Genomic DNA, 19,346 nt, shown 5'->3' on the forward strand with positions numbered 1-19,346 from the left:
ATATACCGAGGGTACGCATGGGCCATACCCCTCTTCATAACAACACATGCGACGCCATCAATACGTTTCCTTCCTTGCCAAAACTATAAATACCCGCGGGAGAAATAATGAATATCAAGCAGAAGCTGACCTGGGCGTTTGCGGCCATCGCGTGCCTCCCGGTTGTGATGGTGGCCGTGTTGGTCGTGCTCAATGTGCGCGACGGGGCCAAGGCCAACTTCCTCGACAGCAGCGGCCGCGAGATCCGCCAGATTGACAATGGCATGAAGCAGTTCTTCGACGGCATCAGCCAGAACGTCGAATTCGTCGCCAAGGACCCGCGCGTTGTCGCGGCCAAGGACCTGAAGAACTACGCCGGCGCCGACGCCGCGCAAATCCCCCTGACGCAGACGAACAAAGAGCTGCTGGCGATTTTCGACCAGTTCGCCAAAAGCCACCCCAGCACTGCCTACCTGTCCCTGGGCCTCGCCGACGGTGGTTACGCCAGTTACCCCGACGACACCAAGCTGAACAATTACGACCCACGCGTTCGTCCCTGGTACAAGGCCGCCATCGCTGCGCCGGGCACCACCGTGCGCACGGGCGCCTATTATTGGGCGCCGGACGACGTGGTGCTGATCGGCACCGTGCACACCGTCGCCGACACCACCGGCAACATCCTCGGTGTCGTCGGGCTGGACGTGTCGCTCAAGCAGCTCACGGAGCTGGTGCGCAACATCAAGCTGGGCAACAGCGGCTACCTGATGCTGGTAGAAGCCAACGGCAATGTGCTGGTGGACCCCAGCGACGCCACGCACAACTTCAAGCCCCTGGCCGACCTTGGCGCTCATTTTGCCGAGCTGTCCAAACGCGGCGACGGCATGACCCAGATCGACATCGACGGCGTACCCTACATGGCTAACGTGGTCAGCTCCAAAGACCTCGGCTGGCGCTTTATCGGCCTGATCAAAAGCGAAGAAGTGATGGCCGACGCCACGAGCCTGACTTGGCTTATCGCCGGCATTGCCGCCGCGCTGGCTGTGATTTTCGCGATTGTCGGCGCCAGTTTTGCCGGTTTGATCGTGCGCCCGATTCGCGGCGTGGCCGACGGCCTGCAGGAAATCGCCGAAGGTGAAGGCGACCTGACCCGCCAGCTCAACGTCCAAGGCAAGGACGAAACTGCCAGCCTGGCCGGCTGGTTCAACCAGTTCCTGAGCATGATCTCGCAACTGGTCCAGCGCATCGGCAGCGCCTCTTCCGACCTGCAAAACGCGGCGGCCGATACCAGCGCCGTGGCCAACAACATGAACCAGGCAGCCGGTCGCCAGCGTGAAGCGGTGGAGCTGGTGAGTACCGCGTTCAACGAAATGGTCGCCACCGCCAACGAAGTCGCGCGCTCCTGCAGCGCTGCCGCCACCAGTGCCGACGAGGGCTACCGCGACGTGCACGACGGTCAGCACCACATCGGCGAAGCCACCGGCAGCGTGCTCAAGCTCAGCGAAGACCTGCAAAAGTCCACCCAGACCATGCAACTGCTGGAGCAGGACAGCAAGAACATCAACACCATCCTCGACACCATCCGCTCGATTGCCGAGCAGACCAACCTGCTGGCCCTCAACGCCGCGATCGAGGCCGCCCGCGCCGGTGATCAGGGCCGAGGGTTTGCCGTGGTGGCCGACGAAGTCCGCGCCCTCGCCCGCCGCACCGCCGACTCCACCGGCGAAATCGACAGCCTGCTGGGCAACCTCGCCCGCCGCACCCAGGAAGTCACGCTGCAGATGCAAGGCAGCCTGCAGGTGTCGCACACCAGTGTCGAACGCATCCAGCAGGCCCGCGACAGCTTTGACAAGATCCGTGGCTCGGTGGACTCGATCCGCGACCAGAACACTCAGATCGCCACTGCTGCCGAAGAGCAGCACCAAGTGGCCGAAGAGATCAACCGGCACATCGCGCAAATCCACGCCGATGCACAACTGGTGGAAAGCTTCGCCCACTCGGCGCAGACCGGGTCAGGTCGGTTGACGGATATTTCGGGGCAGCTCAAGGGGTTGGTGGGTCGGTTCAAGTTCTAGATCGGCCTTGGGGCTCTCGACTTCACCGTCGAGGGCCTTGCGCATTTTCACCCCATCCAATGCTCCCACCCACTTGGCGATGGCCATGGTGCCCACGCCATTGCCGATGGTGTTGGTGATCGCCCGCGCTTCCGACATAAAGCGGTCCACACCCAACAACAGCACCATCCCCGCCACCGGAATCGTTCCCAGGGACGACAACGTCGCCGCCAGGATAATGAATCCGGAACCGGTCACCCCCGCCGAGCCCTTGGACGTGAACATCAACACCGCCAGCACGATCAATTGATCGCTGAGGGTCAACGGCGTGTTGGTGGCCTGGGCGATAAAGATCGCAGCGATGGTGTAGTAGATCGCCTGGCCGTCCGGGTTGAAGGTCAGGCCGGACGGGATGATCATCCCGGCCACCGGCTTGGACACCCCGGCCTTTTCCATCTTGGCGATCATCTGCGGCAGTACCGACTCCGACGAACTGGTGCCGAGCACGGTGAACAGTTCTTCCTTGATGAACTTAAGGAACTTCCACAGGCTGAACCCGCTGTAGCGGCAGATCGGCCCCAGCACGAAGATTACAAACACGGCGCAGGTCAGGTAGACGCATGCCATCAACTTGCCAAGGGAAAACAGCGAGCCAAACCCGTATTTGCCGATGGTGAAGGCAATAGCGCCAAACGCACCGATGGGCGCCAGGCGCATCACCATGTTGACGATGCGAAACATGCCTTGCATCAGGCTGTCGAGGGTGTCGACAAAAGGTTTGCCACGCGGCCCCACTGCCACCAGCGCCACGCCGAGCAGAATGGAAAACAGCAGAATCTGCAACACGTTGCCCTTGGCGAAGGCATCCACCAGGGTGTCGGGGATGATGTTCATGATGAAGTCCATGAACGACGCATGTTTGACCGCCGTGGTGTAGGTGGCCAGGCTTGACGTGTCGAGGGTCGCCACATCGATGTTCATGCCGGCGCCGGGCTTGAACACATCCACCACCACCAGCCCGACCACCAGGGCCAGGGTGGACACCACTTCAAAGTAGATCAACGCGCGAAAGCCGACGCGCCCCAGTTCTTTCATGTTCTCCATCTTGGCGATGCCGGTGACCACCGTGAGGAAGATCACCGGCGCCAGGAGCATTTTGATCAGCTTGATAAACGCATCACCCAAGGGCTTGAGCGCGGCGCCGGTCTCCGGGACGCAAACCCCGACAATCGCGCCGAGGATCACCGCGAGCAGTACTTGTACGTAAAGTTTGCCAAAGATTCTTTTCATGACAGGGCCCTGATTCTTATTGTTGTCAGGAGGTGCCAAGGGGCTGGCGTGCAGCCCCTCGGCGTGGTGCCGCCGTACTTCAGTGAATCAGCGGTTGATCAGCGCGATGACGGCATCGGTGATCTCGCGGGTGGTCGCGGTACCGCCCAGGTCGGGCGTGTGCAGGCCGCTTTCGGTGACGGCTTCGATGGCCGACATCAATTGCCGGGCCGCGGCCGGTTCGCCCAGGTGCTCAAGCATCATCGCCGCCGTCCAGAAAGTGGCGATGGGGTTGGCGACGCCTTTGCCGGTGATGTCGAACGCCGAACCGTGGATGGGCTCGAACATCGAGGGAAACTGACGCGAGGGGTTGAGGTTGGCCGTGGGCGCAATGCCCAGGCTGCCGGACAGCGCGGCGGCCAGATCAGAGAGGATGTCGGCGTGCAGGTTGGTGGCGACAATCACATCCAGCGTCGCAGGCTTGAGCACCATGCGCGTGGTCACCGCGTCCACCAGCTCCTTGTCGACTTTCACGTCGGGGAAATCCTTGGCCACTTCATAGAAGATTTCGTCCCACAACACCATGCCGTGGCGCTGGGCGTTGGACTTGGTAACCATCGTCAAATGCTTGCGCGGACGGCTGCGCGCCAGCTCGAAAGCAAAGCGGTGGATGCGCTCCACACCGGCGCGGGTGAACACCGAGACTTCCGTCGCCACCTCTTCCGGCAAGCCGCGATGCACCCGCCCGCCGTTGCCGGAATACTCACCTTCGGAGTTCTCGCGCACCACCACCCAGTCAATCTGGTCGCCGTTGTGCAACGGGCTTTTCACCCCTGGCAACACCCGCGCCGGGCGCACGTTGGCGTATTGATCGAAGCCTTGGCAGATCGGCAGGCGCAAACCCCACAGTGAAATGTGGTCCGGTACATTCAGCGCGCCCACGGCGCCGAAGAAGATCGCATCGAAGGTCTTCAGTTCGGCCAGGCCGCCCTCGGGAATGTAGTAGCCATTCTTCAGGTAATTGTCGGAGTTCCAGTCGAAATGCTTGAAGCGCAGGACGAACCCGGCTTTTTGCGCCAGGCTTTGCAGCACCTCCACACCTGCTGCGATCACTTCCACACCAATGCCATCACCCGGGATTGCTGCAATATTGTATGCGCTCATCGATAACTCCACTTCGTCACGTTGTTGTTTTTGCCGTTGAACCAGGCTGTCCAAACGGGGTGTGATCGGAGTATATGTAGCGATCAAAGCCACATGATCGACTCGAAATCACTACATAATTAACTTTGAGTTACGAATGAGCCAGACCCTGGATTTGTCGTTTTTCTACCTCCTCGCCAATAAGCGCAGCCTGGTCGCCACCGCCCGCGAACTGGGCGTGACCCCGCCGGCGGTGAGTAAACGCCTGTCGGCACTGGAAGCGCGCCTGGGTATCCGGTTGGTCAACCGCACCACCCGCTCCATGAGCCTGACCACCGAAGGCGAACTGTATTTCAGTCAGGCGGCGCGCATCCTCACGCAGATCGACGAACTGGAGCAGCAGCTCAGCAGCAGCCGCGCCACGCCCAAGGGCCTGATCCGCGTGAATGCGTCCCTGGGCTTTGGTCGCCGGCATATCGGCCCGGCCCTTGCCGCGTTTTTTGCGCAGTACCCAGAGGTGGAGATCCAGCTCGAAATCAGTGACCACCCGTTGGACCTGACCACCCACGGCTTCGACCTGGGCATTCGCTTCGGCAGCCTGCCGGATGCGACCTTCCATGCGCGCAAGATCGCCTCCAACCGCCGCTTGTTGTGTGCATCACCGCTGTACCTGGACAAATACGGCACGCCGCAAAAGCTCGCCGACCTGCACCAGCACAACTGCATTTTCATCCGCCAGAACGAGTCGCCCTATGGCGTGTGGTCGTTCACCCACGGCGGTCACACCGAAACCATCAAGGTGCGAGGCGCGCTGGGCTGCAATGACGGCGAAGTGGCCCTGAACTGGGCGCTGGAGGGCTACGGGATTTTGCTGCGCGCCGAATGGGACATCGCCCGCTACCTGCGCAGCGGGCGCCTGCGCCTGGTGCTGGAAGACCAGACACCGACCCGCGCCGACGTCTACGCGGTGTACCCGCAGCAACTGCACCTGTCGGCACGGGTGCGCAGCCTGATCGACTTTCTGATCGAGCGTTTCAAGCACCTGGACAAGGTGGACGACGCGCTGATGACGGATTGAGGCAGTACCAACTTACCAATTGATAAATCCCCAGCAAACCGCCCGCCGCCAATAGGCCAGCGGGTAATATGCCGATGACGCAGCCCCGCAAAAAACGCCTCGCGGCAAAAAACCCGTCTAAAGTCACTGACAGACGCGCTTTTTTTCGTAGGCACTGGCAGTCCAGCGAAGCACGGCAAGACGCCGCGTTGAACCCGACTCAACGCGTCATCGTTGGCGATTTTCGCTGGTAAGCCAGCGCCTGCAGCAGTAAGGACGTCATTAGAGCCCGGGCGACATTTAGCCACACCGCATCATCGCAGCACCTGTAATAGTCTATTGCAGGACTCTAATGTACTAACCAGTTACTTATCTTGCTAAAATCGCGTCTTTGCCCTCTCACCTTCGAGCATTTATCGATATGAAACGAGCATCGCGCGCCACTGGCGTCCCTAGATTCATCCTGCTGGGCCTGGGCATCATCATTGCCCTGCTCGGCGTGGCGCTGGCCGTTGGCGGCGTCAAACTGGTCACCCTGGGCGGTTCTGCCTACTTTCTGATCGGCGGCCTGGCGATGGCCATTTCCGGCCTGTTGATCGCCCGCCACAAGCCGGCCGGCGCCTGGTTGTACGCGGCCTTCCTGATCGGCACGGCCCTCTGGGCGGTGGCTGACGTGAGCCTGGTGTTCTGGCCCATGTTCTCGCGCCTGTTCATGTTCGCGGCCATCGGCATGGTGGTAGCGCTGGTCTACCCGCTGCTCACCGGCAAGCCTGCCCGCGCGGCCTATGGCGTGGCGGCAGTCCTGGCGGTCGGCGTGGCCGTGGCGGCCGGCAACATGTTTGTCGCCCACCCAAGCGTGGCACCGACCGGCACCGGCCCAGGCATCACGCCCGTGGCGGCCGCCGATGCACAGAAAGACTGGGCCCACTACGGCAACACCGAAGGTGGCAGCCGTTTCGCGGCGCTGGACCAGATCAACCGCGACACCGTCAACAAGCTCAAGGTGGCCTGGACCTACCACACCGGTGACGTCGCCATCAGCGACGGCAATGGCGCCGAAGACCAGCTGACGCCCCTGCAGATCGGCAACAAAGTCTTCATCTGCACCCCGCACAACAACCTGATCGCCCTCGACGCCGACACCGGCAAAGAGCTGTGGAAGAACGAGGTCAACGCCAAGTCGGCGGTATGGCAGCGTTGCCGTGGCATGGCCTACTTCGACGCCACCGCGCCGATCGCCCAGCCAACACAGCCCAACAGCTCGCCGATCATTGCGGCCAGCGTGCCTGCCGGCGCGCAGTGCCAGCGTCGCCTGCTGACCAATACGATTGATGCGCGCCTGATCGCCGTGGACGCCGACACCGGCAAGTTCTGCGAAGACTTCGGCACCCATGGCCAGGTGGATTTGAAAGCCGGCCTGGGTAACGTTCCGGACAGCTACTACCAACTGTCCTCCGCCCCGCTGATCGCCGGTACCACCGTCGTAGTAGGCGGTCGTGTGGCTGACAACGTCCAGACCGACATGCCAGGCGGCGTGATCCGTGGCTTCGACGTGATCACCGGCCAGATGCGCTGGGCCTTCGACCCGGGCAACCCCGAGGACAAACAAGCCCCTACCGGCGACAACACCTACGTGCGCAGCACCCCGAACAGCTGGGCGCCGATGTCCTACGACCCGCTGATGAACACCCTGTTCCTGCCGATGGGCAGCTCGTCCACTGACATCTACGGCGTGGAACGTACTGACCTCAACCACAAATATGGCGCTTCCGTGCTGGCGCTGGACGCCTCCACCGGTGCTGAAAAGTGGGTGTACCAGACCGTCCACAACGACCTGTGGGACTTCGACCTGCCGATGCAGCCGAGCCTCATCGACTTCACCGCGCCAGGCACCGACACAGCGGTACCTGCCGTGGTGATCGGTACCAAGGCCGGGCAGATCTACGTGCTGGACCGCGCCACCGGCAAGCCGCTGACCGAGGTCAAGGAAGTGCCGGTCAAGGCCGCCAACATCCCCAACGAGCCGTACTCGCCCACCCAGCCGAAATCCGTGGGCATGCCGCAGATCGGTGCGCAAACCCTGACCGAGTCGGACATGTGGGGCGCCACCCCTTACGACCAACTGCTGTGCCGCATCGACTTCAAGGGCATGCGCTACGACGGCCTGTACACCGCGCCGGGGACCGATAAATCCCTGAGCTTCCCGGGCTCCCTGGGCGGCATGAACTGGGGCAGCATTTCCACCGACCCGGTGCACGGTTTCATCTTCGTCAACGACATGCGCCTGGGCCTGTGGATCCAGATGGTGCCGTCGCAGAACAAGGCCCAGGCCTCGTCCGGTGGCGAAGCGCTGAACACCGGCATGGGCGCCGTACCGCTCAAGGGCACGCCGTATGCGGTAAACAAAAACCGCTTCCTGTCGGTGGCCGGCATTCCATGCCAGGCACCGCCATTCGGCACCCTCACCGCTATCGACATGAAAACCCAGAAAGTCGCGTGGCAGGTACCGGTGGGCACCGTTGAAGACACCGGCCCGCTGGGTATCCGCATGCACCTGCCGATCAAGATCGGCCTGCCGACCCTCGGCGGCACCCTGTCGACCCAGGGCGGCCTGATCTTCATCGCCGGCACCCAGGACTTCTACCTGCGCGCCTTCAACAGCGCCAACGGTGATGAAATCTGGAAAGCCCGCCTGCCCGTCGGCAGCCAGGGTGGCCCGATGACCTACGTGTCGCCGAAGACCGGCAAGCAGTACGTGGTCATCACCGCCGGCGGCGCGCGTCAGTCCACTGACCGTGGCGACTACGTGATCGCCTACGCCCTGCCATAACCCCTGTGTTCGCGCGGTGCCCCCGCACCGCGCTTTCTGTCTGGAAGAACCCGCATGACCCCCACTTCTCATCTCCCCCTTGGGCGCCTGCTACTGGGCCTGGCCCTTGGGGCCGCCCTGCCCGTACAGGCCGACGACACCACGCTGACCGGCGACTGGGGCGGCCTGCGCCGCGAACTCGAAGACACCGGTATCCGCTTTACCGGCGACTACAGTGGTGAAACTGCCTACAACGCCGACGGCGGCCTGCATCGCTCGGCGCGCTACTCGCAGAACCTCAAGCTCGGCGTGCAGTTCGACCTGGGCAAGCTCTACGGTTTCAACAATGGCGACCGCATCCAGGTCACCATCAATGACCGTCGCGGCAACAGTGCCTCGGAACAACTGGTGGGCAACCGCCTGCCGATCCAGGAAAACTACGGCGGCCTGTACACGCGGCTCACCGAGTTGAGTTACGAACGCACCCTGTTCACCCCCGCGCTGAACCTCAAGCTCGGCTACATGGCCATGGGCAACGACCTCGGCGGCCTGGACAGCGGCATTCTGTGCAACTTCATGAACGCCGGTTTCTGCGGGCACCCGCTGAACATGTCCGGCGGCAGCGGCTGGACCAACTACCCGAATGCCCGTTTGGGTGCGCGGGTCAAATATGACTTCAACCCCAACTGGCAACTGCGCGTGGCCGCGTTCAACGTCGACCCGGACAGCAATGGCAACTCCAGCCGCGCCTGGAAGCTCAGCCCCAAGCGCACCACCGGCACCGTGGTGCCGATCGAGTTGGTGTACAAGCACGCGGGCACCCTGCCGGGCGAGTACAAGCTGGGTTACTATTACGACAGTTCGGATGTGAAGCGCATCGGCAGCACCAAGGACGTCAGCGGCCGCAGTGGGCACTACCTGCTGATCGACCAGGCCGTGTGGGCCTCCGACACCTCCGCCGGTCGCGTGCTGCACGCCTTCGGCCAGTACTCCGCCGCGAGCGAAGCGGCCTCGCCGTTCAGCAAGTGGTATGGCGCAGGCGTGGTGCTGTACAAACCGTTCGAAGGCCGCCCGCGTGACACCGTCGCCCTGGGCTACGGTCGCGCCGTGCCAAACCCACGCAGCCGTGAGGTACAGGAACTGGCGGCGTTCAAGGCCGGCGACGACTACCCCAACCTGAGCAATGCCGAGCAGTTGATCGAACTCAGCTACGGCTACCAGGCCACCCCTTGGCTGACCCTGCGCCCGGATGTGCAATACATCATCGAGCCAGGGGCGTTCTCCGGTGAAAGCATCGATAACGCGCTGGTGCTGGGCCTGCAGGTCAAGGCCGTGTTCTAGGCACCGCCCTGCTGATATTCACGCGGTGTGCAGCCGAACTCGCGGCGAAACACCGTGTGCAGGTATTGCGCGGATTTGAAACCACAACTCAGCGCAATGTCGGCAATCGCCAGGGCCTGGTTCTCCAGGCCCTTGGCGGCAGCGGCAAGTTTGAAGCGCAGAATCTCGTCATGCACGCTGCACCCCCTCTCCTTGCGAAAATGCGCTTCCAGCGATGAGCGCGACACCCCCACATACCCCGCCACCTGAGCCGTCTTGATGCCCTGGCAGGCGTACTGCCGGATGAACAGCAGCGCCTGCATCACATAAGGGTTGCCCAACGGTTGATGCAAACTCGAGGCCTGCACATTGATCGCCTCTGGCGGCACCAGGATGTGCTCCCCCGCACATGGCTTGCCGTGCAGCATCTGATGCAACAACGCGGCAGCGGTGCGGCCCATGGTTTCGGTGCCCTGGATCACCGAACTCAGCGGCACCCGTGTGAGGGTGCGGGTCAGCGGGTCGTTGTCGATGCCGATCAACGCCACCTCTTCGGGCACTGCGATCCCGGCGGTCAGGCAGGCTTGCAGCAGTTGTCGGGCGCGGGCGTCGGTAACGGCGATGATGCCGATGGGCTTGGGCAGGCTCTGCAGCCAGGCAATCTGCTGCTCCACCGCGCTGTCCCACAACGGCGCGCTGGTGCCCAGGCCGCGGTAGACCTCGACGTGCAGACCATCCCGTTGCAGCAGGCTGCGAAAGGCTTTTTCCCGTTCCTGTGCCCAGCGATTGGCCTGGGCCTCGGGCAGGCTGAAACAGGCGAAGCGCGTCAGGCCGGCTTCGATCAGGTGCGCGTATGCCAGTTGCATCAGCGCATGGTTGTCGGTGGCCACGTAGGGGATGTTCTTCGGGTAGGCCCGCACATCTTCATAGGAACCGCCCACCGCCACCACCGGCAAGGTACTGCCGGCCAACGCCTCGCCGATCAGCGGGTCATCGAAGTCGGCAATGATCCCGTCGCCCTGCCAGCGCTCGATGCCTTTGAGGCGGCACAAGAAGTCCTCTTCCAGGAACAAGTCCCAGGACGCGCGGGTACTGCTCAGGTAATTGCCGATGCCGGCAATGATGCCACGGTCGTAGATTTTGCTGCCGTTGAAGAGCAAGGCGATACGGTGCACGGGCGGTAGGGTTTTCATTGTTTTTATCCTGGGGCCGGTCGCCACAGCCTAGACCTCGCTGGTCAAAATCGCACTACTGCTTGACGATTTTCATAATCGGCAGGCCCGGCGCCGTTGCTAGTATCCAGGCACCGCCAAGAACAATAAGGAAAACGCCATGCCGTACTTCCCCGGTGTCGAGAAGGTTCGCTTCGAAGGCCCCAATAGCGACTCCCCCCTCGCCTTTCGCCACTACGACGCCAACAAGCTCATCCTCGGCAAGCCCATGCGCGAACACCTGCGCATGGCGGCCTGCTATTGGCACACCTTTGTGTGGCCGGGGGCGGACATGTTCGGTGTCGGCACGTTCAAGCGCCCATGGCAGCGCAATGGCGACCCCATGGAACTGGCGATTGGCAAGGCCGAGGCCGCCTTCGAATTCTTCTCCAAGCTGGGCATCGATTACTACAGCTTTCACGACACGGACGTCGCCCCCGAAGGCAGCTCGCTGAAGGAGTACCGCAACCACTTTGCGCAGATGGTCGATCACCTGGAGCGCCACCAGGAACAGACCGGCATCCAACTGCTGTGGGGCACTGCCAACTGCTTCAGCAACCCGCGTTTTGCCGCGGGCGCCGCCAGCAACCCGGACCCGGAAGTATTCGCCGTGGCCGCCGCCCAGGTGTTCAGCGCGATGAACGCGACGCTGCGGCTCAAGGGCGCCAACTATGTGCTGTGGGGCGGCCGCGAGGGTTATGAAACCCTGCTCAACACCGACCTCAAGCGCGAGCGCGAACAGCTCGGGCGCTTTATGCGCATGGTGGTGGAGCACAAGCACAAGATCGGCTTCAAGGGCGACCTGCTGATAGAGCCCAAGCCCCAGGAACCCACCAAGCACCAGTACGATTACGACAGCGCCACGGTGTTCGGCTTCCTGCACGAGTACGGGCTGGAGCAGGAGATCAAGGTCAACATCGAGGCCAACCACGCGACCCTGGCCGGGCACAGTTTTCATCACGAAATTGCCACCGCCGTGTCCCTGGGAATCTTCGGCAGCATCGACGCCAACCGGGGCGACCCGCAGAACGGCTGGGACACCGACCAGTTCCCCAACAGCGTCGAAGAGATGACCCTCGCCACCTATGAAATCCTCAAGGCTGGCGGTTTCAGGAATGGCGGCTATAACTTCGACTCCAAGGTGCGTCGCCAGAGCCTGGACGAGGTCGACCTGTTCCACGGGCATGTAGAAGCCATGGACGTGCTGGCCCTGGCCCTGGAGCGTGCAGCGGCGATGGTGCAAAACGATCGCTTGCAGCAGTTCAAGGACCAGCGTTACGCCGGTTGGCAGCAGCCACTGGGCCAGGCGGTGCTGGCGGGTGAATTCAGCCTGGAGTCGCTGGCCGAGCATGCATTTGCCAATGAACTCAACCCGCAGGCCGTGAGTGGCCGGCAGGAGATGCTTGAAGGCATCGTGAATCGGTTTATCTACCGGTAATTGTGGGGTGAACACCCTGCACGTGTGGTGAGCGCTCTCTGCACCGTGACAGTGTTTGTTTTGAGTCTTCCAACAACAATAAAAGGACGCACAACCATGAAACGCACACTTATCGCCACCGCCCTGGCCCTGCTCGCCCTGCCGGTGATGGCCGACCCGGCCCACCCGAAAATTGGCTTTTCCATTGACGACCTGCGCCTGGAACGCTGGTCCCGTGACCGTGACTACTTCGTTGCCGCCGCCGAAAAACTCGACGCCAAGGTCTTCGTGCAATCGGCCGATGCCAACGAGCAGAAGCAGATCTCGCAGATCGAAAACCTCATCTCCCGTGGGGTCGACGTGATCGTCATCGTGCCGTTCAACGCCACCGTGCTCACCAACGCCGTTGCCGAAGCCAAGAAGGCCGGGATCAAGGTGGTGTCATACGACCGCCTGATTCTCAACGCCGACATCGACGCCTATATCTCCTTCGACAACGAAAAAGTCGGCGAGATGCAGGCCGGCGGCGTGCTGCAAGCGGCGCCCAAGGGCAACTACTTCCTGCTCGGCGGTGCTCCCACCGACAACAACGCCAAGGTGCTGCGCGAAGGCCAGATGAAAGTGCTGCAACCGGCCATCGACCGGGGCGATATCAAGGTGGTCGGCCAGCAGTGGGTGAAAGAATGGAACCCCACCGAAGCCCTGAGCATCGTGGAGAACGCCCTGACCCGCAACGACAACAAGATCGACGCCATCGTCGCCTCCAACGACGCCACGGCCGGCGGTGCGATCCAGGCCCTGGCTGCGCAGAAACTCGCGGGCAAGGTGCCGATCTCCGGCCAGGACGCCGACCTCGCCGCGATCAAGCGGGTCATCGACGGCACCCAGACGATGACCGTGTACAAACCGCTCAAGCTGATCGCCACCGAAGCCGCCAAGCTCTCGGTGCAACTGGCCCGCAATGAAAAACCGGACTATGGCTCGCAGTACGACAACGGCAGCAAAAAGGTCGACACCATCCTGCTCACCCCGACCCCGCTGACCAAGGCCAATATCGACCTGTTGGAGAAGGACGGGTTCTACACCAAAGAGCAGATTGCCGGGCATTGATCGCCATGTCCGACTACCTGCTGCAAATGAATGGCATCGTCAAAAGCTTTGGCGGTGTCAAGGCCCTCAACGGCATCGATATCAACGTCCGGCCGGGAGAATGCGTCGGCCTGTGCGGCGAGAACGGTGCCGGCAAATCCACCTTGATGAAGGTGCTGTCGGCGGTCTATCCCCACGGCACCTGGGAGGGTGAAATCCTGTGGGAAGGGCAGCCACTCAAGGCCCACTCCATCAGTGAAACCGAGGCCGCCGGCATCGTCATCATCCACCAGGAACTGACCCTGGTGCCGGACCTGTCGGTGGCCGAGAACATCTTCATGGGCCACGAGCTGACCTTGCCGGGCGGGCGCATGAACTACCCGGCCATGCTGCACCGCGCCGAAGCGCTGATGCGCGAACTCAAGGTCCCGGACATGAACGTGGCGCTGCCGGTGTCGCAGTACGGCGGCGGTTACCAGCAACTGGTGGAGATCGCCAAGGCCCTCAACAAGCAGGCACGCCTGTTGATCCTCGACGAGCCCTCCTCGGCCCTGACCCGCTCGGAAATCGAAGTGCTGCTGGACATCATTCGTGGCCTCAAGGCCAAGGGCGTGGCCTGCGTGTACATCTCCCACAAGCTCGATGAAGTCGCCGCAGTGTGCGACACCATCGCGGTGATCCGCGATGGCAAGCACATCGCGACCACTGCCATGGCGGATATGGACATCGCGCGGATCATCACCCAGATGGTCGGCCGCGAGATGAGCAATCTCTACCCCACCGAGCCCCATGCGGTGGGCGAAGTGATTTTCGAAGCGCGCAACGTTACCTGTTATGACGTGGACAACCCCAAGCGCAAGCGCGTGGACAATATTTCGTTCGCGCTCAAGCGCGGGGAAATCCTCGGCATCGCCGGGTTGGTGGGCGCCGGGCGCACCGAACTGGTGTCAGCGTTGTTTGGTGCCTACCCCGGCCGCTACAGCGCCGAGGTGTGGCTGGACGGCCAGGTGATCGATACCCGCACGCCGCTCAAATCGATCCGCGCCGGCCTGTGCATGGTGCCCGAAGACCGCAAGCGCCAAGGCATCATCCCCGACTTCGGTGTGGGCCAGAACATCACGCTGGCGGTGCTTGACACCTACGCCAACCTGACCCGCATCGACGCCGAAGCTGAACTGGGCAGCATCGATCAGCAGATTGCGCGCATGCACCTCAAGACCTCCAGCCCGTACTTGCCGATCACCAGCCTGTCCGGCGGCAACCAGCAAAAAGCCGTGCTGGCGAAAATGCTGATGGCCAAGCCCCGTGTGCTGATCCTCGACGAGCCCACGCGCGGCGTCGATGTGGGCGCCAAGTACGAGATCTACAAGCTGATGGGCGCACTGGCGGCCGAAGGCGTGGCGATCATCATGGTGTCGTCGGAACTGGCCGAAGTGCTCGGGGTGTCCGACCGCGTACTGGTGATCGGCGAAGGCCAGTTGCGCGGCGACTTCATCAACCAGGGGCTCACTCAGGAGCAGGTGCTCGCCGCGGCGCTCAGCCACGACAACAACAATAATAATGATCGGAAGACCGCGTAGATGAACCAGGTAAAACAGCTGTTTACCCGCTACAAAATGCTCGCCCTGGTCATCGCCGTGGCGGTGATCTGGGTGTTTTTCAGCTGGCAGACCGAGGGCGGCTTCCTCACGCCGCGCAATTTGTCCAACCTGCTGCGGCAGATGTCGATCACCGGGATCCTGGCGTGCGGCATGGTGCTGGTGATCATCAGCGGTGAGATCGACTTGTCGGTGGGCTCATTGCTCGGATTACTGGGCGGGTTGGCGGCCATCCTGGACGTGGTGTACCACGTGCCGTTGCTGGCCAACGTGAGTCTGGTGGCGCTGTGCGGTTTGATGATCGGGTTGGCCAACGGGTACATGACGGCGTATCTGCGCATCCCGTCCTTTATCGTCGGTCTGGGCGGGATGCTGGCGTTTCGCGGGATACTGCTGGGGGTCACCGGCGGCACCACCATTGCGCCGGTTTCACCGTCGCTGGTGTATGTGGGCCAGGGGTATTTACCGCACACGGTGGGTGTGGGGCTGGGGATTCTACTGTTTGCACTCACGCTTTTTTTGACCTGGAAGCAGCGGCGTAATCGAGCGCTGCATGGTCTGGCTGCGCATTCCCTGGTGCGTGATCTAGTGCGCGTGGCGGTCATCGGCGCCGTACTGGCCGGCTTCGTGACGACCCTCAACAGCTACGATGGGATTCCCGTGCCTGTCTTGCTGCTGCTGGTGTTATTGGGCGTGTTCAGCTACGTCACCAGCCAGACCGTATTTGGCCGCCGCGTGTACGCGGTGGGCAGCAATATGGAAGCCACGCGTCTGTCGGGCATCAACGTGCAGGCGGTGAAGCTGTGGATTTTCGGCATCATGGGCGTGATGTGCGCCCTCGCCGGCCTGGTCAACACCGCACGGTTGGCGGCAGGCTCGCCGTCGGCGGGCAACATGGGCGAGCTGGATGCGATCGCCGCGTGCTTTATCGGCGGCACTTCCATGCGTGGCGGTTCAGGCACGGTGTACGGCGCGTTGCTGGGGGCGTTGGTGATCACCAGTTTGGACAATGGGATGTCGATGCTGGATGTGGACAGTTACTGGCAGATGATTGTGAAGGGCAGCATTCTGGTGCTGGCGGTTTGGGTGGATGTGAGTACGCGGACGGGGCGGCGATAAATGGCCTTTCGACATGGTTTGTAAAGGGCCAGCAAGTCGTGTCGCTTTTAATTGCAGGACGTTTCCTAGACAATCCCTGCCGCCTTGTGCCTGCTGGAATCGGTGGCTAGTCTGCGGTCCGTCACTGCCCATTCAGTGATCGGGTTTAGTCGCCCGGATTTCGAACGCGTGCCTGGCCCTCCGTGAGACTTCATGGTGGCTGTGCGCAGGGCACCTTCGGGTGCGCCGGAATTTTCGCGTTGGAACCGGTCGACTAACCTGCGTACAGCCGCCACCCTCGTTTAGTCGCGATGGGTGTCGCTTTCTCATCTAACGCGAAGGTACACCATGAATAAAGTCGTCCCCGACCCACCCATCGACCCCGCCAAAGACCGCGCAGCCTTCAACCGCGCCATCGACCACTACCTGCCCACCCAAGGCTTCCACTCGGTCAACGAAGACCTGAGCGTCGAAGACGCCCTGCTCTACACCGCCAGTTTGCTCGACAGTGCCTCGGCGACGGCGTTGGATTGTGGTGAGCAGTTGGAGAGCCCCGAGCGGGCGAAAATTCTGGCGGTGTGGCATCTGCTGGAAATCGCCAAGACCACCGTGGATCGCTCCATCGACTGCCTGAAACGCGGATAAACACTGTGGGAGCTGGCGTGCCAGCTCCCACAGATGAACGCGTACTGGCTTCAGTTATTTGGAGACGGGCATCGCGAACTCGGCGCCCTGCTCAATGCTCTCCGACCAGCGCTGCATGATCGACTTCTGCTTGGTGTAGAACCGCACACCCTCTGTGCCATACGCATGCATGTCGCCGAACAGGCTCTTCTTCCAGCCGCCAAACCCGTGCCAGGCCATCGGCACCGGGATCGGTACGTTGATGCCGACCATGCCGACTTGAATCCGCCGTGCAAACTCACGGGCGATGTTGCCGTCGCGGGTGAAGCAGCTGACGCCGTTGCCGAATTCGTGGTCGTTGACCAGCTTGATCGCTTCGGCGAAGTCGTTCACGCGCACACAGGCCAGCACCGGGCCGAAGATTTCTTCGCGGTAGATGCTCATCTCCGGGGTCACGTGGTCGAACAGCGTCGCGCCGAGCCAGAAGCCATTTTCCAGGCCGGCTTCGGTGGGCACATAATCACGCCCGTCGAGCAGCAATTGCGCGCCGGATTGCACGCCTTGCTCGATGTAGCCGCTGATGCGTTCCAGCGCGGCGCGGGACACGATCGGGCCCATCTCGGCTTTCAGGTCGCGGCCGTCGGTGATGCGCAATTGCTTGGCGCGTTCGGTCAGCGCGGCGATGACTTTGTCGCCCACGTCACCCACCAGCACCGCCACGGAGATCGCCATGCAGCGTTCGCCGGCACTGCCGTAGGCGGCGCCCATCAGCGCATCGACGGTTTTTTCGATGTCGGCGTCAGGCATCACCACCATATGGTTTTTCGCGCCACCCAGGCCTTGGACACGCTTGCCGTGGCGAGCGCCGGTTTCGTAGATGTATTGCGCAATCGGCGTCGAGCCGACAAAGCTCACGGCCTTGACGTCCGGGTGTTCGATCAGCGCGTCCACCGATTCCTTGTCACCTTGCACCACGTTGAACACACCTTTGGGCAGGCCGGCTTCATGCAGCAGCTCCGCCATGAACAGCGAGGCGCTCGGGTCGGTCGGGCTAGGCTTGAGGATGAACGTGTTGCCCGCTGCGATGGCGATCGGGTACATCCACATAGGGACCATCACCGGGAAGTTGAACGGCGTCACGCCCGCGACAACACCCAGCGGCTGGCGCATCGTCCAGTTGTCCATGCCACGGGACACCTGGTCGGAATGCTCACCCTTGAGCAGGTTGGGAATGCCGCACGCGAATTCGAGGATGTCGATGCCCCGGTCCACTTCGCCCTGGGCGTCGGTGAAGACCTTGCCGTGCTCGGCGACGATGATGCGCGCAAGGTCGTCCTTGCGCTCGCGCAGCAGGTGCAGGTATTGGAACAGCACGCGGGCGCGGCGGATCGGCGGCGTGTCGGCCCAACCGTCGAAGGCGGCTTGCGCGGCGGCAACGGCTTCGGCGACGGTCTGGCGGCTGGCCAGGGCGACGCGGCCGGTCTTCTCGCCGGTGGCCGGGTTGAAGACGTCCTGATAGCGATCATCGCGGGACACGCGCTGGTCGTTGATGTAGTGCTCGATTGTAGTTGTCATGGCAGTCGATCCCAGGTGAATAAGCGATGGCCACACCATAGACTTTCGCTTTGTTCCAAACCAGAGCAGAATCCTGAACTTATTGTCCATATATGCGAACAATTACACCATGGAAAAGGCTGAGATCGAAGGGCTGTGGACCCATATCCACTGGCTGTCAGTGCTGGAGGAGCACGGCACCTACACGGCTGCGGCGACGCGCCTGGGCGTGAGCAAATCCGCCGTGAGCCAGCGGATTTCCGACCTGGAAAAGGCCACCGGCACCCAGTTGGTAACCCGCACCACGCGCAGCGTCAGGCTCACAGACGCGGGGTTGTCGTTGACCCGCGACGTGCGCAGCGCCTATGAACAGATCGCCCGCAGCTTCTCGTCGGTGCGCGATTCGGTCGGGGAAATTCGCGGATTGGTGCGGCTAACGGCTCCGGTGGCGTTCGCCCGTCAGCAGTTGGTGCCACACCTGTCGGAGTTTTTGCAGCGTTACCCGCAGGTGCGCATTCAGCTGGATGTGTCGGATGCCCTCAGTTCGCTGGCTGCCGAAGGCTACGACCTGGCGGTTCGTCACGGTTTCCAGGTGCCGGAAACCCATGTGGCGTGGAAGCTGTGCGACACCGGCTCGGTGCTGGTCGCCACCCGGGACTACCTGCAACACCACGGCGAACCCCGCGCACCCGGCGAGCTCTCGGCCCATAACTGCCTGTTCTACCCGCGCGGCACCGACCAGCCGGCGTGGACCTTCGAACGCGGCACTAAAAACGTCGAACGCCTCACCGTGCCCATCTCCGGCAGCTTCGCCACCAACAACAGCGAAGCCCTGCGCGATTCAGCCCTCAACCACCTGGGCATTGCCCTGCTCCCGGATTTCAGCGCCCATGCGGCGCTCGCCAGCGGCAAGCTGGTGCAGGTGCTCAAGGACTGGACGCTCAAGGGCGCCTTTGCCGATGAGATCTACCTGATTCGCCCGTACTCGCCCCATGTGCCGAAGTCGGTGAGCGTGTTGGTTGGCTATTTGAAGGAGAAACTGTCCGCAGGCTTTCGTTTCGCGGGTTGAGGTTTACCCCTTGCCCATCAGAACCAAAAGTCCATAATGGACAAAACAGTTCAGATAC

14 protein-coding genes and 1 pseudogene are annotated in these 19,346 nt (G+C 62.2%); 11 read left to right on the forward strand and 4 right to left on the reverse strand.

What is annotated here, in order from left to right; translation table 11 throughout:
- Positions 1–167 precede the first annotated feature (167 nt).
- Together CQ041_RS26885 and CQ041_RS26890 are read left to right on the forward strand one after the other, a co-directional pair.
- Positions 168–1,190 (forward strand): annotated as a pseudogene (locus CQ041_RS26885) (cache domain-containing protein); the annotation flags it as partial.
- A 93-nt stretch (positions 1,191–1,283) separates the two neighbouring features.
- Positions 1,284–2,051, forward strand: a complete 768-nt coding sequence (locus tag CQ041_RS26890) for a methyl-accepting chemotaxis protein (protein WP_371923030.1) — start codon at positions 1,284–1,286, stop codon at positions 2,049–2,051.
- Here CQ041_RS26890 and CQ041_RS19830 read toward each other — a convergent pair.
- A complete protein-coding gene (locus CQ041_RS19830) occupies positions 1,989–3,320 on the reverse strand; it encodes a dicarboxylate/amino acid:cation symporter (protein ID WP_105524149.1) in 1,332 nt (443 codons plus the stop codon). The two genes, CQ041_RS26890 and CQ041_RS19830, sit on opposite strands and share 63 nt — an antisense overlap.
- Positions 3,321–3,407: 87 nt before the next feature.
- Positions 3,408–4,463 carry a tartrate dehydrogenase gene (locus CQ041_RS19835; protein WP_105524150.1) on the reverse strand — a complete coding sequence of 352 codons (1,056 nt, stop codon included), beginning with the start codon at positions 4,461–4,463 and terminating at the stop codon, positions 3,408–3,410.
- 136 nt (positions 4,464–4,599) lie between these two features.
- On the opposite strand from CQ041_RS19835, the gene CQ041_RS19840 reads away from it, so the two are divergent.
- From CQ041_RS19840 to CQ041_RS19850, 3 genes are all read left to right on the forward strand, one after another.
- Positions 4,600–5,520, forward strand: coding sequence for a LysR family transcriptional regulator (locus tag CQ041_RS19840; RefSeq protein ID WP_105524151.1), 921 nt, complete (start codon positions 4,600–4,602; stop codon positions 5,518–5,520).
- Between the two features lie 400 nt (positions 5,521–5,920).
- A complete protein-coding gene (locus CQ041_RS19845) occupies positions 5,921–8,329 on the forward strand; it encodes a glucose/quinate/shikimate family membrane-bound PQQ-dependent dehydrogenase (protein ID WP_105524152.1) in 2,409 nt (802 codons plus the stop codon).
- A gap of 54 nt (positions 8,330–8,383) precedes the next feature.
- Complete coding sequence (locus tag CQ041_RS19850) at positions 8,384–9,649, forward strand: carbohydrate porin (protein ID WP_105524153.1); 1,266 nt, start codon at positions 8,384–8,386, stop codon at positions 9,647–9,649.
- On the opposite strand, the gene CQ041_RS19855 is transcribed toward CQ041_RS19850, so the two are convergent.
- A complete protein-coding gene (locus CQ041_RS19855) occupies positions 9,646–10,821 on the reverse strand; it encodes a XylR family transcriptional regulator (protein WP_105524154.1) in 1,176 nt (391 codons plus the stop codon). The two genes, CQ041_RS19850 and CQ041_RS19855, sit on opposite strands and share 4 nt — an antisense overlap.
- 139 nt (positions 10,822–10,960) lie before the next feature.
- Between CQ041_RS19855 and xylA the strand changes: the two genes are divergently transcribed.
- From xylA to CQ041_RS19880, 5 genes are all read left to right on the forward strand, one after another.
- Positions 10,961–12,277, forward strand: coding sequence for a xylose isomerase (gene xylA, locus CQ041_RS19860; protein WP_105524155.1), 1,317 nt, complete (start codon positions 10,961–10,963; stop codon positions 12,275–12,277).
- Between the two features lie 96 nt (positions 12,278–12,373).
- Positions 12,374–13,366 carry a D-xylose ABC transporter substrate-binding protein gene (gene xylF / locus CQ041_RS19865; protein ID WP_105524156.1) on the forward strand — a complete coding sequence of 331 codons (993 nt, stop codon included), beginning with the start codon at positions 12,374–12,376 and terminating at the stop codon, positions 13,364–13,366.
- 5 nt (positions 13,367–13,371) lie between these two features.
- The gene (gene xylG / locus CQ041_RS19870; protein ID WP_177429405.1) at positions 13,372–14,925 is read left to right on the forward strand and encodes a D-xylose ABC transporter ATP-binding protein; all 1,554 of its coding nucleotides are present in this window, start codon (positions 13,372–13,374) and stop codon (positions 14,923–14,925) included.
- Entirely contained in the window at positions 14,926–16,062 is a 1,137-nt protein-coding gene (locus CQ041_RS19875; RefSeq protein ID WP_105524158.1) for a sugar ABC transporter permease, read from the forward strand. It begins immediately after the preceding gene.
- A 327-nt stretch (positions 16,063–16,389) separates the two neighbouring features.
- Positions 16,390–16,686 carry a DUF6124 family protein gene (locus CQ041_RS19880; RefSeq protein WP_105524159.1) on the forward strand — a complete coding sequence of 99 codons (297 nt, stop codon included), beginning with the start codon at positions 16,390–16,392 and terminating at the stop codon, positions 16,684–16,686.
- A gap of 54 nt (positions 16,687–16,740) precedes the next feature.
- Here the strand turns inward: CQ041_RS19880 and CQ041_RS19885 are convergent, their stop codons facing one another.
- A complete protein-coding gene (locus tag CQ041_RS19885; RefSeq protein WP_105524160.1) occupies positions 16,741–18,240 on the reverse strand; it encodes a CoA-acylating methylmalonate-semialdehyde dehydrogenase in 1,500 nt (499 codons plus the stop codon).
- Between the two features lie 109 nt (positions 18,241–18,349).
- Between CQ041_RS19885 and CQ041_RS19890 the strand changes: the two genes are divergently transcribed.
- Positions 18,350–19,288 (forward strand): LysR family transcriptional regulator, encoded by a 939-nt coding sequence (locus tag CQ041_RS19890; protein WP_105524161.1) that lies wholly within the window; start codon positions 18,350–18,352, stop codon positions 19,286–19,288.
- Positions 19,289–19,346 lie beyond the last annotated feature (58 nt).

It is taken from the genome of Pseudomonas sp. MYb60 (assembly GCF_002979555.1).
Lineage (GTDB): Bacteria > Pseudomonadota > Gammaproteobacteria > Pseudomonadales > Pseudomonadaceae > Aquipseudomonas.

What these genes read in the sequence shown, in the direction of transcription:
- CQ041_RS19845 (WP_105524152.1), top strand. Translation starts at nt 5,921, where the DNA reads ATGAAACGAGCATCGCGCGCCACTGGCGTCCCTAGATTCATCCTGCTG.
- CQ041_RS19880 (WP_105524159.1), top strand. Translation starts at nt 16,390, where the DNA reads ATGAATAAAGTCGTCCCCGACCCACCCATCGACCCCGCCAAAGACCGC.
- CQ041_RS26890 (WP_371923030.1), top strand. Translation starts at nt 1,284, where the DNA reads ATGAACCAGGCAGCCGGTCGCCAGCGTGAAGCGGTGGAGCTGGTGAGT.
- CQ041_RS19850 (WP_105524153.1), top strand. Translation starts at nt 8,384, where the DNA reads ATGACCCCCACTTCTCATCTCCCCCTTGGGCGCCTGCTACTGGGCCTG.
- xylF (WP_105524156.1), top strand. Translation starts at nt 12,374, where the DNA reads ATGAAACGCACACTTATCGCCACCGCCCTGGCCCTGCTCGCCCTGCCG.
- CQ041_RS19885 (WP_105524160.1), bottom strand. Translation starts at nt 18,240, where the DNA reads ATGACAACTACAATCGAGCACTACATCAACGACCAGCGCGTGTCCCGC.
- xylA (WP_105524155.1), top strand. Translation starts at nt 10,961, where the DNA reads ATGCCGTACTTCCCCGGTGTCGAGAAGGTTCGCTTCGAAGGCCCCAAT.
- CQ041_RS19890 (WP_105524161.1), top strand. Translation starts at nt 18,350, where the DNA reads ATGGAAAAGGCTGAGATCGAAGGGCTGTGGACCCATATCCACTGGCTG.
- CQ041_RS19840 (WP_105524151.1), top strand. Translation starts at nt 4,600, where the DNA reads ATGAGCCAGACCCTGGATTTGTCGTTTTTCTACCTCCTCGCCAATAAG.
- CQ041_RS19835 (WP_105524150.1), bottom strand. Translation starts at nt 4,463, where the DNA reads ATGAGCGCATACAATATTGCAGCAATCCCGGGTGATGGCATTGGTGTG.
- CQ041_RS19875 (WP_105524158.1), top strand. Translation starts at nt 14,926, where the DNA reads ATGAACCAGGTAAAACAGCTGTTTACCCGCTACAAAATGCTCGCCCTG.
- CQ041_RS19830 (WP_105524149.1), bottom strand. Translation starts at nt 3,320, where the DNA reads ATGAAAAGAATCTTTGGCAAACTTTACGTACAAGTACTGCTCGCGGTG.
- CQ041_RS19855 (WP_105524154.1), bottom strand. Translation starts at nt 10,821, where the DNA reads ATGAAAACCCTACCGCCCGTGCACCGTATCGCCTTGCTCTTCAACGGC.
- xylG (WP_177429405.1), top strand. Translation starts at nt 13,372, where the DNA reads ATGTCCGACTACCTGCTGCAAATGAATGGCATCGTCAAAAGCTTTGGC.